This is a genomic window from uncultured Gemella sp., from assembly GCF_963525875.1.
GTDB lineage: Bacteria > Bacillota > Bacilli > Staphylococcales > Gemellaceae > Gemella.
In genome coordinates this window covers 1-13347 of the sequence record NZ_CAURMG010000011.1, presented here as the reverse complement: position 1 = coordinate 13347, position 13347 = coordinate 1, and the positions used below count along the sequence as shown (strand labels likewise).

The 13347-nt window shown below is 31.0% G+C and carries 13 protein-coding genes; 9 read left to right on the top strand and 4 right to left on the bottom strand.

From position 1 onward, the window contains the following. Positions 1-299 precede the first annotated feature (299 nt). On the top strand, positions 300-926 hold the full coding sequence (locus RWQ73_RS03245; protein WP_314406675.1) for a hypothetical protein: 627 nt from the start codon (positions 300-302) through the stop codon (positions 924-926). A 49-nt stretch (positions 927-975) separates the two neighbouring features. Here the strand turns inward: RWQ73_RS03245 and RWQ73_RS03240 are convergent, their stop codons facing one another. Both RWQ73_RS03240 and RWQ73_RS03235 read right to left on the bottom strand, forming a co-directional pair. Beyond that, the gene (locus RWQ73_RS03240) at positions 976-1404 is read right to left on the bottom strand and encodes an HIT family protein (RefSeq protein WP_314406674.1); all 429 of its coding nucleotides are present in this window, start codon (positions 1402-1404) and stop codon (positions 976-978) included. A gap of 15 nt (positions 1405-1419) precedes the next feature. Continuing rightward, a complete protein-coding gene (locus RWQ73_RS03235; RefSeq protein WP_314406673.1) occupies positions 1420-2244 on the bottom strand; it encodes a purine-nucleoside phosphorylase in 825 nt (274 codons plus the stop codon). A 357-nt stretch (positions 2245-2601) separates the two neighbouring features. Between RWQ73_RS03235 and RWQ73_RS03230 the strand changes: the two genes are divergently transcribed. From RWQ73_RS03230 to RWQ73_RS03195, 8 genes are all read left to right on the top strand, one after another. Next, positions 2602-3717 (top strand): BMP family ABC transporter substrate-binding protein, encoded by a 1116-nt coding sequence (locus RWQ73_RS03230; RefSeq protein ID WP_314406672.1) that lies wholly within the window; start codon positions 2602-2604, stop codon positions 3715-3717. A gap of 609 nt (positions 3718-4326) precedes the next feature. After that, entirely contained in the window at positions 4327-5433 is a 1107-nt protein-coding gene (locus RWQ73_RS03225; RefSeq protein WP_314406671.1) for a BMP family ABC transporter substrate-binding protein, read from the top strand. Between the two features lie 295 nt (positions 5434-5728). Continuing rightward, positions 5729-7240: an ABC transporter ATP-binding protein gene (locus tag RWQ73_RS03220; protein ID WP_314406670.1), complete on the top strand. Its 1512-nt coding sequence runs from the start codon at positions 5729-5731 to the stop codon at positions 7238-7240. Between the two features lie 12 nt (positions 7241-7252). Then, on the top strand, positions 7253-8317 hold the full coding sequence (locus tag RWQ73_RS03215) for an ABC transporter permease (RefSeq protein WP_314406669.1): 1065 nt from the start codon (positions 7253-7255) through the stop codon (positions 8315-8317). Then, on the top strand, positions 8318-9238 hold the full coding sequence (locus tag RWQ73_RS03210; protein ID WP_314406668.1) for an ABC transporter permease: 921 nt from the start codon (positions 8318-8320) through the stop codon (positions 9236-9238). Positions 9239-9347: 109 nt separating this feature from the next. Further along, positions 9348-10061: a hypothetical protein gene (locus RWQ73_RS03205; RefSeq protein ID WP_314406667.1), complete on the top strand. Its 714-nt coding sequence runs from the start codon at positions 9348-9350 to the stop codon at positions 10059-10061. 50 nt (positions 10062-10111) lie between these two features. Continuing rightward, positions 10112-10345, top strand: coding sequence for a hypothetical protein (locus RWQ73_RS03200; RefSeq protein WP_314406666.1), 234 nt, complete (start codon positions 10112-10114; stop codon positions 10343-10345). A 452-nt stretch (positions 10346-10797) separates the two neighbouring features. Beyond that, positions 10798-11085 (top strand): hypothetical protein, encoded by a 288-nt coding sequence (locus RWQ73_RS03195; protein ID WP_314406665.1) that lies wholly within the window; start codon positions 10798-10800, stop codon positions 11083-11085. Positions 11086-11574: 489 nt separating this feature from the next. Here the strand turns inward: RWQ73_RS03195 and RWQ73_RS03190 are convergent, their stop codons facing one another. Further along, on the bottom strand, positions 11575-11769 hold the full coding sequence (locus RWQ73_RS03190; protein WP_314406664.1) for a helix-turn-helix domain-containing protein: 195 nt from the start codon (positions 11767-11769) through the stop codon (positions 11575-11577). A gap of 242 nt (positions 11770-12011) precedes the next feature. Further along, entirely contained in the window at positions 12012-12722 is a 711-nt protein-coding gene (locus tag RWQ73_RS03185) for a type 1 glutamine amidotransferase (protein ID WP_314406663.1), read from the bottom strand. Positions 12723-13347: the final 625 nt, after the last annotated feature.

Below are 13347 nucleotides of genomic sequence, written 5' to 3'. Positions count from 1 at the left end.
TCCAATAATAAATTTAGGTTGTCGCTTCTATAATTTATGAGAGTGACACAAAAATCATGATTTCGGAGAAATCAACTATGTCGAGTTACCCCTAAAGTTTTATTAGATATCTAAAAAGCTTTTATAAAGCGAATTTAGATATCAATAAAGTGCTGCGTCTATGAGTTTCTATATAAACTATTTTAAAACTTAGGACTTTTGGGTTAACCACTACAACAATAAATAACCTTTAAGTCCTTTACATTATTTGATTTTTTTGATAAAATCAATACTGATAATAAATTAGGAGGAATTCATACATGGGTAAAATTTTTAAAGGAGTCTTTTTAGGAGCAGTAAGTGCGGTAGGAGCATACTACTATAAAAATCCAAAAGAGTTAGAAAAACACAAAGAATTATTAAAAGAAAATACTAAAATAGGAATTGAAAAATTAACTGCATATGTTAATGAGAAAACTCAAGAACTAGAAGCTAAAGCACAAGAACAACAAGATGTGGCTAAAGAAAAATTAGAAGAATTGACAGCTGCAGAGGAAGCAACAGAAGTAGAAGAAAACTTCGTTGAATTAGGAGCTAAAGCTGAAGAAGTAAAAGAAGAAGTTGTAGCTGAAGTTGTTGAAAAAGCTGATGAAGTTAAAGAAACAGTTGAAGAAGTAGTGGAAGAAGCCAAAGAAACAGCAGAAGAGGTTGCTGCTCCAGTAGTGGAACCTGTTGTTGAAAAAGTTGATGAAGTTACAGAAAAAGCACAAGAAGTTTCAGCTGTTCACTATGAAGAAAAAGTTGAGCCAACTTTCGAAGAAATTCACGAAACAGTAGCTCCAATAATTGAAAAAGCAGAAGAAGTAAAAGAAGAAACAGAAGAAGTTGTAGAAGAGAAACCAAAAACAACTTTAGATTCTATCGTATCTTTATTCGCTTCAAAATAAAAAATGAAAAGTAGCTAGGTAATGTAAGTATTACTTAGCTACTTTTGTTTTATTTTAATTTATCAGAGATTGCTTTTCTGATTTCTTCAAATTCAGAAGGTTCTACTTTTTGTGGAGGCCATTTAACTTCTAAGTTATCGAAGTTTACGTCTTTATTTTTATATCTTGGTACGATGTGAAAGTGTAAGTGGAAAACACTTTGCCCTGCATATTCTTCGTTATTTTGGAAAATATTAACTCCATCGCAACCGTAGGCTTCTTTTACTGCGTTAGCAATTTTTGGTAGAACACGACCAATGTTTGCTGCTGTTTCAGGATCGCAGTCGAAAATGTTTCTGCTGTGTTTTTTTGGAATAACAAGAGTATGTCCTTTTGTTATAGGAAACACATCTAAAAAGCTATAGACATGTTCATCTTCGTATACTTTGTAACTTGGGATTTCTCCGTCAATGATTTTTTCAAAAATAGTTTTTTCCATATTTAAATTCCTCTTTTATTTTAAGTTTTCTAATGTTTCAATTAAAAGTTTTTTTAGATTTACACTTATTTTTTGTGCAGTTTTAAGTACGTGTTCATGATCATGTTTTTTCTCTTGAACTCCTGTTGCCATGTTTGTAGCACATGCTAATACAGCAACTGGTAGTGAAGCGTGGTTTGCGGCGATTACTTCTGGCACTGTAGACATACCGACAAGATCACATCCCATTGTTTTGAATGCGCGAATCTCGGCACGTGTTTCGAAATATGGACCTTGGAAGAATCCGTAAACACCTGTGTGTAAGGTAATATCTAATTTTTTAGCTGAATTATGTAAGTTCTCAACTAAATACGGATCGAATGGAGTTGTCATATCCACGAATCTTTCACCAAGGCGGGGATCATTTTCTCCCATTAGAGGGTTTTTGCTTACAAGTGAAATGAAATCATCAAGACATACGATATCACCTTCAGAAAAATCAGTATTTATAGCTCCACATGCATTAGTGATAAATAATCCTTTTACTCCTAGGTGCTTAACAACATATGTCATAAAAGCAACATCTTTCATGCTATATCCTTCGTAGAAGTGAAGACGTCCATTTAGTACAAGAACATTCTTTCCAGATATTTTACCAAATGTTAACTTGTTAGCGTGTCCTTTCACGCGATTTGCATGTTTATTTCCTGGGAAAAGTGGAATAGCTTCATAACCAAGTTCTTGTTGGTCTTCAAGTTCTAAAGTAATACCACTTCCTAAGACTACTGCATAGTCGATTGGTTCGTTAAAATATTTCTTTATATATTTTGCAGTTTCTACAATATTTTCGTAATAAGTCATAATATAAATCCTCCTGAAAATGCTTTATCAAAATCATTATAGCATAAATAAATTAGAAAATATATAGTTTTTAAATTATTTATTATGAATGTTTATAATAAATATTAGAAAATTATATTTAAATAAAATAATAGTATGAGCTTATAGAAAAAAATATAAGAAACTGTATATAAAATAACAATGATTAAGTTAATTTATAAATATTTATTAGTATAAATTTATATTTTCTTATAAGAAATTATATTAAAGTATATTAAATATTAATTTTAAATTGTAAGAAATATATAAATTTTTCTTTGAAAAGTGCTTTGAAGTGTGCTATTATGTACTTAGTACATATAATTTTAGGAGGATATTATGAAGAGATTACGTACTATTTTTGCAATTTTAGTTGCATTATCATTAATTGTTGTTGGTTGTTCTTCAAAAAATGCTAAGAATGACACTAAATCCGACGGTAAGAGCGGTTATAAAATTGGTGTCGTAACTGGTGAAGGTGGAGCAAAAGATAAAAGTTTTAACCAAGCAAACGTTGAAGCAATTCAAGCTTGGACAAAGGCTAACGGAGCAAAAGATCCAGTTGTATTAGAAACTAAAACTCAATCAGATTTAACTTCTAATTTACAAAATGCTGCAAAAGTGTCTGATATTATTTCTTTAGCTGGTTATGAATTTGAAAAAGAAATTCCTAAAGTAGCTGAGCAATATAAAGATAAAAAATTCATGTATGTTGATACTTTTGTTGATGCACCGAATATTGCTTCATTAATCTTTAAAGAACAAGAAGCTGGTTATTTAGCTGGATATATTGCAGCTTTACAATCTAAAACAGGAAAAGTTGGCTATATCGGAGGAACTAAAATTCCACCAGTAGAAAGATTTGGTATTGGATTTGTACAAGGTGCTAAAGCAGCAAAAAGTGATATTAAAGTGATGTATAACTATAGTGGTACATTCTCTGATACAAATAAAGGGAAAACATTAGCAGCTACTATGTATGACTCAGGTGCTGATGTAATCTTTGTTGCTGCAGGTAATACTGGTAATGGTGTAATCGCAGAAGCTAAAGAACGCGGTGTAATCGATATGTCTAAAAGTGGAGAGATTAAACACTGGGTTGTAGGTGTAGATAAAGATCAATATGAAGAAGGTATTTTTAAAGGGAAAGATAAAGACGGAAAAGAATACCAAAAATCTGCAGTCTTAACATCAGCTGTTAAAAATATTGAAGTAGCAGTTACTAAAATACTAAATGAAATCAAAGAAGGTAAATTTACAAAAGGTGAACATGTCTTTGGTATTAAAGAAAATGGAGTAGGTATTCCAAAAGAAAATCCTAACTTAAGTGATGAAATTAATAAGAAAATCGCTAGTGCTATTGAAGAACTAAAATCAGGAAAAGTTGAAGTAGTAGCCACTGGAGATGAGTTAAAAGCAAAAGGTTCAGCTACTAATATAGAAGGAGAACTATAGGTTATAATTTCTAAAAAGAGCAATAATAGTCATGTTAAGCTTTTAGAATACAATATATGACGATAAAATTATTGTTTAATTACTTAAAGAAGAATGACTCTAGAAAGAGTGGTTTTAATAAATCACTTTTTCTAGAGTTTTTTAAATACTATAACTAATATCCAGATTGTAATAAAATTTAAAAATATTTATTGTGAAAAATATTACGATGATAGTGCTGAATATTTTGTTGCTTTAAATTTGATTTTTAGGTAGATAATAATAAAATGTTCGGGTATTGAATATGCGTCTAAAATGTTAATTTAACAATAATAATAAAGAGTGATAATTAATGTGTAACACAAATAAATTATAAAAGTACGTAAAATGTTGAAAACGGTGTAATAGTTTTTAAAATAGCTTGTTATTTAAGGGCATTTATTAAAAAAGAGGGTAGAATAAGAAAATTACTTTTTGAAACGATTAATTTAATAACTTTTTATAATCTAAAAACGAACATTATAAAAAAATCTTAACATTTAATAAATAAATTATTGATGTTTTCAAGAAAATGTGGTATTATTTAGATATAAACATTATACAAATACAAACAAAGGAGACTTTATTCTTATGAAAAAGATATTTTCATTAATCGCAGTTGTTCTATCAGCAGCATTAATTATCGTTGGATGTTCTTCTAAGTCATCTAATGGAAACTCATCTTCTAACAACTCTGGATTAAAAATCGGTGTTGTAACTGACGAAGGTGGAGCAAAAGATAAAAGTTTCAACCAAAGTAACGTTGAAACAGTAAAAGCTTGGGCTGAAAAAAATGGTGGAAAAGCACTAAACCCAATCGAAACTAAAAACCAAAGTGATATCGCTGCAAACTTACAAAATGCAGCAAAAGCTTCTGACGTTATTTCATTAGCTGGTTTCTACTTTGAAAAAGAATTACCAAAAGTTGCAGATTCATTTGCAGATAAAAAATTCATTTTCATCGATGGTGTAGTACAAAACAAAAACGTTGCTTCTGTAACATTCTCAGAACACGAAGCTGGATACCTAGCTGGATATGCAGCAGCTTTACAATCAAAAACTGGTAAAGTTGGATACATTGGTGGAGCTAAAATCCCAGCGGTAGTTAAATTTGGTGTTGGATTCGTTCAAGGTGCAAAAGCAGCTAAAAAAGATATCAAAGTTGTATATAACTACAGTGGTTCATTCAACGACACTAACAAAGGTAAAACTTTAGCAGCAACTATGTACGATGCTGGTGCTGACGTTATTTTCGTAGCAGCTGGTGGTACTGGAAGTGGATCTATTAAAGAAGCTCAAGAAAGAGCAGCTAAAGATCTTAAAGAAAGCGGAGAAGTTAAACACTGGATCGTTGGTGTAGATAAAGACCAATATTCTGAAGGTGTATTCAAAGCTAAAGATAAAGACGGAAAAGATGTTGAAAAATCAGTTATCTTAACTTCAGCTGTTAAACGTATCGACGTAGCAGTTGCTAATATCTTAGATGCTATCAAAGCTAACAAATTTGAAGGTGGAACAGCTAAAGTCTTCACTATTAAAGAAGACGGTGTTGGACTTCCAGCAGAAAATCCTAACTTAAGCAATGATATCAAAGCTAAAATTAAAACAGTTGTTGAAGATCTAAAAGCTGGAAAAGCAACAGTTGCGGCTGATGCAGCTGGTGTAGCTGATAAAGCTAATATCGACGGAGAACTTTAATTTTATAAGTTTATGTATAAAGGCCTAGTACAAACTAGGTCTTTATTTTTTATAAATTTTTTTGTATTTTGTTATTAGTATTAAAAAATTTGTATAGTAATTACTGTGTTATTTTAACAAAAAATAATATGGTATTATATAAATATAAAACGAATACACCGCGGATATTAATAAATTTATTGTGTTAAAAAATAATGTTAAATATATATAAAAAAATACCTGAAAAAGCTATACTACTTTGATGAAATATATTATAATATATATATGTAAGAATTTATAAAAGAGAGGTAAAGATATGTACGCTATAGAAATGCTAAACATAACTAAAAAGTTTGGCGACTTCTACGCAAATAAGGATATCACTATTCAAGTAAAGAAAAATGAAGTTCATGCTTTACTTGGTGAAAATGGTGCTGGAAAATCTACGCTGATGTCGGTTCTTTTTGGTATGTACCATCAAGAAGCCGGTGTTATCAAGTTAGATGGTAAGGAAGTTGATATTAAAGATCCTAAGCACGCTAATAAGTTAGGGATAGGTATGGTGCATCAGCACTTTAAACTTATTAAGAATTTTACTGTTGCTGAAAATATCATTCTTGGAATGGAAGAAGTAAAAGGTGGGAAAATCGATTTAGATAGTGCTGCTGAAAAAATCAGTGATTTATCAAAAAAATATGGTTTAGAAGTAGACCCAAGAGCATTAGTTGGTGATATTAGTGTAGGGATGCAACAAAGGGTTGAAATTTTGAAAATGTTATATAGAGATGCTAATATTTTAATTTTTGATGAACCTACTGCAGTTTTAACTCCTGCTGAAATTAAAGAGTTTTTATCGATTCTTAAAAATCTTCAAGCAGAAGGAAAAACTATTTTACTAATTACTCACAAACTTAACGAGATTATGGCAGTTGCAAATCGTTGTAGTATTATTCGTCGCGGTGAGTACTTTGGAACTGTTGAAATAGCAGAAACTACAAAAGAACAATTAGCTAGTCTTATGATTGGTAAAGATTTAGAGATAATTAAATATGAGCGTTCAAGAGATGGTAAGAAAAATATTCTTGAAGTTTCAGGAGTATATGCTGATACTGCAGAGAAAAAAGATATTCTACATGACTTCAACTTAAATGTACGTGAGCGTGAAATACTAGGTATTGCTGGTGTTGATGGAAATGGTCAACAACAATTTGTAGAAGTACTAAATGCTTTACTTAAAGAAACAAAAGGAAAAATTATTTTCGACGGAAAAGAAATTAATTCACTATCTACTGCAAAACGTAAAGAGCTTGGACTTGAGATTATTGCAGAAGACAGACATAAAGATGGTCTAGTGTTAGATTTTAGTATTGAAGAAAATTCAGTTTTAGAAAATTACTATACAGAAAAATTCTCTAAACATGGATTCTTGAAGAAAAATATTATCTCAAAATTTGCAAAAGAAATTTGTGAAAAATATGATGTTCGTAAAGCTGGAGATGAGACGATTTCTGCACGTAGTATGAGTGGTGGGAACCAACAAAAACTTATTATCGGACGTGCTTTAGAATTAGATCCGAAATTATTAGTAACAACTCAACCTACTCGTGGTCTTGACGTTGGTGCTATTAATGGTATTCACAAAATGTTAATCGATTATCGTGATAAGGGGAATGGAGTACTTTTAATTTCATTTGACTTAGATGAAATTTTAACATTATCTGATAGAATTGCAGTTATTCATAACGGTAATATTATTGATGTTGTGGATAATGATGAAAATGTTACAAAAGAACAACTTGGTCTGCTTATGGCAGGGGTTAAGAAGTAGAGAGGAGAACGTATGTTAAAGAAAGTTTTAACTAATGCGGTGCTACCGATATTAGCTTCATTTATTATTGGAGCAATTCTTATTTCAGCAATAGGGGCAGCACCGGGAGATGTGTTTGGAGTAATTGGGGATATTTTCTCAGATTCAAACAGTATAGCTGAAATTTTTGTATCAACAATTCCGCTTATTTGTACTGGATTGTCTGTTGCATTTGCATTTAGAACAGGCTTATTCAACATTGGGGCAGAAGGTCAATTCATTATGGGGGGACTTTTTGCAGGACTTGTTGCGATTAAAATGGAAGGAATGAACTTCTATTTAGTGTTGATTACTAGTATTTTAGTAGGGGTTGTAGTAGGTGGTCTTTGGGCCGCTATTGCAGGATATTTAAAAGCTAGGTTTAATATTAGTGAAGTAGTCGTAACAATTATGTTAAACTACACAGCCTTATATTTTGTACAGTTTGCTGTACCTAAGTATATTAAAGGAACTAACGATATTATTTCTAAACCTATTGTTTCAGCAGATGGAACAGGATATTTACAAAATAGCTTAATTGAAGGTATTTTCAATAACTATCGTTTAGGAACGGATTTATTCTTAGCAATTTTTAGTGTTATTATTTTCTATATTGTCATGGAAAAAACAGTCTTCGGTTATGAATTACGTTCTGTAGGATTTAATCCTAGTGCATCGAAATTCGTAGGTATGAAAGTTAACAGAAACACAGTGCTATCTATGGCTATTTCAGGGGCTTTTGCTGGTCTAGGCGGTGCTCTTTATAACATGGGGCCTGTAGGACAAGTAGTAGCAGGTTCAACATTCCAAGGTTATGGATACATGGGTATCGCAGTTGCATTAATCGGAGCTAATACCGCTGTTGGATCATTATTAGGAGCTTTACTATTTGGATTCCTAGGTGTACTAACTCCACAATTATCGTTCATCGGTATCCCTAAAGATATTGCAAATATTTTAATCGGATTAATCGTGTTATTCGTTGCAGCTAAAGCTATCTTCGATAATAAGCTGCTTGACAAATTATTCAGTAGTAAGAAACAGAAAGGAGATAAATAGATGGATACAGTATTATCACTATTAGACTCAATGTTACAATATACTGCACCAATTCTTATAGCTGCCATTGGTGGTTTCTATTCAGAGAAAAGTGGGGTTGTTAACATTGCCCTTGATGGTTTCGTAATCTTCGGATCATTTATCGCATCATTATTAGCTTTATCAGTATTTGGTGGGGCACCAACAGTGCTTGAATTAATAATTTGTTTAATCGTTGCTACATTGTGCGGTGGTTTAATGTCGTTGATTCATGCATTCATTAGTATTAATTTAAAAGCTGATCAGGTTATCTCAGGTACAGCGATTAACTTAATCACACCGGCTATCGCATTATTCTTAGTTAACCACTTCAATGGTACATATGAACTATTATTAGCAAGTGGTTTCCCTAGATATACTATATTTGGTAAATTCACTGTTTACCCAACAGTATTAATTGCTATAGTATTAGTGGCTGTAACATATTATGTAATCTATAAACGTCCATTCGGTTTACGTTTACGTTCTGTAGGGGAGAATCCTCAGGCGAGTGATTCACTTGGATTAAACGTATTTAAATATCGTTATATTGGGGTGTTTATTTCAGGATGTTTAGCAGGTCTAGCTGGAGCTATTATTGCTACTACATTCTCACAAGGGTTCAACGCAGCTATTACAGTCTACGGATTCGGATATTTAGCATTAGCGGCATTAATCTTTGGTAAATATAATCCAATTACAATTACATTAGCTTCGTTATTCTTTGGAGGAACTAAGGTATTCGCTGAGAAAGTTTCTATCTTAGCACCAGATTTACCAATTCCTGTATCTTTCTGGAATATGTTCCCATTCGTAGCTACAATTATTGCACTTATCGTATTTTCTAAGAAAACTGCTACTCCAGAAGCACTTGGTATTCCATACGATAAAGGTTTAAGATAATATAAAAGATTTATAGTGTAGTCTTTGAAACATCTAAGTTTCAAAGGCTACTTTTTTTGTTAAAAAAATATGGTATAATATAGATAAGTAAATAAAAGGAGATGGATATATGAATAAGAAGTTATTAGTTTTACTTGCAACGGGAGCGTTAGTTTTAACAGGTTGTGCTGGAAATGAAAGTACAAAATCTTCAGAAAAAAATAATAAATCAGAACAAAATGATAGAAAAAAAGATGATAATAATGAATCTAAATCAAAAGAAAATGCAGAGATAAAACATGATTTAGCAGCGGCAGAAAAATTGGCTCATTTAGTTGCTATTTCAGGAAACGATCTAAAAAGATTAAATGAACAAACTAATTTACTAGCTTGGATTACTCAAGATAAATCTACAAAATTCAAGTCACCAGAAGGAGTACCGTTGGTGAAGGTTTCGGTTCAGGATTTTGTTGATGTAGTTAATGAATTTTCAGAGAAAACTTATTCTAAACAAGATGCACTAGACTTACTTCAAAGCCCAGCTTTTAGTGAAGTAAATGGTAAATCTTCAGCAGCTAGCGCATTTCCTAAAGATAGCGAGATTCATTATTTTAAAGAAGATGATACGCTTGTATTCGTGTCTGTAGAAAGAGGACACAATTATCCACAAGAACTAGATAAAAAAGAGAACTGGAAAACAGAAGGGGATAGTATAAAAATTGATGTACTAGATGTTATGACGAAAACTAAAATTTCAACAATAACATTAAAACTGAATAATAAAAATTATACAGGAGGACATAATAAGTCTAAATATTATGTTGCCGAAGTGAAGACTGTGTAGAAAAGAAAATATAGAGTGATAGAATATTAAAAAAGGAATATGGTAAAGGAATGATGACGTTATTAACGATATTAAATGAGATGTTAGGAATGACGACGGATAATAAAATACCAACGTACAATAAGTTGGTGGATAATGATACGAGAAAAGATTCTGCAACACGTCAACAAATTCGTTATTGGATGCTTAATGAGGATAATGTTGCGCCTCTACTTGTTGATGAGCTTCCAAGTGATTTCTTTAATGGAAAAGGTGAAGATTTGATTAAAGATATTTCTAACTAAGCGGAAAATCAAATACATCTAACTCCTGCATTTATTTGTACGACTAATGCAGAAGCAATAAGCTCTAAATCAGAGGCTCTTAGTAGAAGAGTATATTATTTACTAAATGATCGTAAATTTGATTCACAAAGATGAGCAGAAACGACAGATAGATATATAGAAGTTTATAAAAAGATTAATTCAGGATTGTTTAGAGATTTTCTAAAAAACTTATGCAAGATGATTTAAATTGGAAACATTATAGTGGAAATAAATTAGATTTTTTATACTATACTCGTGAAATATTTAAAGAATATTTTAAAATCGCAGGAATTGAATTACCTGACTTTTTCCCACTTTCACGTGTAGATGATGCTACCAAAAATAATATGTTGATGTGGTGAAAATTGTATATAGATTCTCCAGAATTATTTAAAGAAGTTAAAGGGAAGCAAGAGGAGAGAAATATTTATATGATTAAGATGAGCGAACTTGATCATAATTTCCAAAGTTCTAGGTATGGAGTGAATAACACTAAACCATCAAAAGTTTATTCGGAAGCATTAGAGAATAAGATTTTGAGTTCAAGTAAAACAAATGCAGATTTATTTGTTGAAGTTTTCCAAGATTCTTTCCATGAATGGATAAATGTTCCATTAAAATCAGATGATAAGCAAGAAAATATTGATGAAGAAGATAAATCTGAAGATACAGAGGAGAAAATTGGATTTTTCCAAAGATTATTTGGAAAGAATAAGTAATTCATATGAAAATGATAAAATAAGAATATGCAATTTTTGATTATAGTCAAGTAAATAGATACGAAAATATAAAAATCAATTAAAAAATTCAAGTAAAATTTGTTTTATACTGTGAGCTGGGTGTGGTATCCCGATAGAAAAATGTGATAATGCCATTTTTCTATCGGATATTATATCAAGAGAGGTTCAGTATAAAACAAATTTTTAATGTCAATAAAACTCTAATTTTTTCTTGTTAGTAATCTTATATGCACTAAGTTGCTTATCGTAATCTCCATGAATTTTCAAAATAACTCTAGAAATCATTTGATTTTCTTCGATTTTAGGAGGTACATCATTTGAGATATATTTATAGTATATGATTCTATTAACGTTGTTTATATAAAAGATTAATATTGTGTTGAATTCTAAGGGTTAAAACAGCATTTAATCTTTGTTTGTGTGCGGAGTGAAGATGGCGACTACCTTTCTAAAAAATTTGATTTTCTTCTAATAGAGTATTTCGTTTTGAAGTTCCTTTATTTGTTTAGCGGTAAACACATCGCCATCTTCAGCTTTAATCTCAGAATACTGTTTCACCCATTTATTAATGGTACTTAAAGAAATACAATAGTCTTTACTTAGTTGTCTTTGAGTATTACTATTTTGATATAGAATAATAATTGTTTTTTTAATCCTCGTCATAGATATTTTTTCATTTCAAACACTTCTTTTCTGTGTTTATTTTTTAGTATAACTCCAAGGGGAACAAAGGCCAGTTATTACGGATTAGGAAATTTGACACAGATGTCCTGTAGCTAAGAGTATTTATCTTTTTTACACAGTTCTCCTAATGTATTCAGTTCAATGAATACATTTAACTCATCCTTTCTTAATCTTGATAATTCATAAAATCAAAGATTAAAATATCTCGTTTTTCTGTAATTCTAATCTGTAAGTGAATCTAAAAAATTATACAATTGTTCATTCATTTCAGAATAATCGTTATTACGCAATTCTTCAGGTGATTGAACAAAAGGTAATGTTTTATTTTGTTCTCTTAATTTTTCTTCACCATCAGCAGCAATTAATAAATCTATTGCTTCTGTATCAAACTCTAAATGCACTTGAAAAGCATAGTGTTTAGGGCTGAAGCGAATAATCTGTCGTGGACATCCTTGGCTTTTCGCAAGGATTACGGCTTCTTCTGTAAGACCTGGCATATCGCTATGCCAGTGACCAGCCAAAATTTCAGAACCAAAATATTTGAGGTGTTTATCTGCTAGTCCTTGATCAGTCATTCTAATAGGAAACACACCAATTTCTTTCTCAGGACTATGCTCATATTGACCCCCGTAAGCGACAGACAGTAATTGAGCCCCTAAACATACACCTACAATATACTTATCTTCTTTTATTGCCTGTTGAATGAACCGAATTTCTTCTTTTGGATGATAATAAGGGAAATGTTTTTTATCTTCATCGGGAGATTGAGGACCTCCCATGATGATGAGAAAATCAATTCCAGAAACTGTTTTTGGTATGTTTTCACCCTTGTAAACTTTTGTTATTCCAATATCATGGCCTCTTGACTGAGCCCAAGTCATATAAGCACCTGGTACTTCAAAACTCTCATGTAGTATAAAATGAACTTTCATTATTTTTTCCTCACATCTTTTTAAACTTAATGAATAATTATTTAATTTATGAATTGTCAACAAAATTACTATTGGACTTGTTTGATATTTTGTTAAAATTTTTAAACTTTAATATATATTCTTTGTTGTGGATTATTTTAGCTGATTTTAATATGTAAAAATAAAAAACTAATTGCTAGTTGGAGCGCTAAAGATTCAATTTTTAATCAGATAATCTTGTTTCAAATAGTTATCGAGCAAGTTATTGCTCATTTGACAGAGAACAGTTCAGATAGAGACCTCTTTTTTTATTTTATTTAAACTGTAGAGATTATTTTTTCAGCAGTTTCCAATTGAGGAGCTCTCCGTACATTTAAAATTTAGCAACCAACTAGGTACTGCACCCAAAAAGTTGTACAAAATATTAAGTTATTTTTGTTTAGTATTTTAAACTTTAAAATCAGTAAATTTTATTACTTTTAGTGACTTTCATTCTTTACAGTTATTTTAGATTTTTCGAACTGTTTTGTCAAGGATTTTTTAAAAGGCATAGCCCTTGTCTTTGACTAAATAGGAGAAAAATCTAAACTGTTTAATGACTTTAGTCAGTTGAGGAGTCGAAGTCTCCGAAACAAAAAACTACCCG

What these genes read in the sequence shown, in the direction of transcription:
- RWQ73_RS03225 (WP_314406671.1), top strand. Translation starts at nt 4,327, where the DNA reads ATGAAAAAGATATTTTCATTAATCGCAGTTGTTCTATCAGCAGCATTA.
- RWQ73_RS03190 (WP_314406664.1), bottom strand. Translation starts at nt 11,769, where the DNA reads ATGACGAGGATTAAAAAAACAATTATTATTCTATATCAAAATAGTAAT.
- RWQ73_RS03200 (WP_314406666.1), top strand. Translation starts at nt 10,112, where the DNA reads ATGATGACGTTATTAACGATATTAAATGAGATGTTAGGAATGACGACG.
- RWQ73_RS03240 (WP_314406674.1), bottom strand. Translation starts at nt 1,404, where the DNA reads ATGGAAAAAACTATTTTTGAAAAAATCATTGACGGAGAAATCCCAAGT.
- RWQ73_RS03185 (WP_314406663.1), bottom strand. Translation starts at nt 12,722, where the DNA reads ATGAAAGTTCATTTTATACTACATGAGAGTTTTGAAGTACCAGGTGCT.
- RWQ73_RS03210 (WP_314406668.1), top strand. Translation starts at nt 8,318, where the DNA reads ATGGATACAGTATTATCACTATTAGACTCAATGTTACAATATACTGCA.
- RWQ73_RS03230 (WP_314406672.1), top strand. Translation starts at nt 2,602, where the DNA reads ATGAAGAGATTACGTACTATTTTTGCAATTTTAGTTGCATTATCATTA.
- RWQ73_RS03205 (WP_314406667.1), top strand. Translation starts at nt 9,348, where the DNA reads ATGAATAAGAAGTTATTAGTTTTACTTGCAACGGGAGCGTTAGTTTTA.
- RWQ73_RS03220 (WP_314406670.1), top strand. Translation starts at nt 5,729, where the DNA reads ATGTACGCTATAGAAATGCTAAACATAACTAAAAAGTTTGGCGACTTC.
- RWQ73_RS03195 (WP_314406665.1), top strand. Translation starts at nt 10,798, where the DNA reads ATGATTAAGATGAGCGAACTTGATCATAATTTCCAAAGTTCTAGGTAT.
- RWQ73_RS03215 (WP_314406669.1), top strand. Translation starts at nt 7,253, where the DNA reads ATGTTAAAGAAAGTTTTAACTAATGCGGTGCTACCGATATTAGCTTCA.
- RWQ73_RS03245 (WP_314406675.1), top strand. Translation starts at nt 300, where the DNA reads ATGGGTAAAATTTTTAAAGGAGTCTTTTTAGGAGCAGTAAGTGCGGTA.
- RWQ73_RS03235 (WP_314406673.1), bottom strand. Translation starts at nt 2,244, where the DNA reads ATGACTTATTACGAAAATATTGTAGAAACTGCAAAATATATAAAGAAA.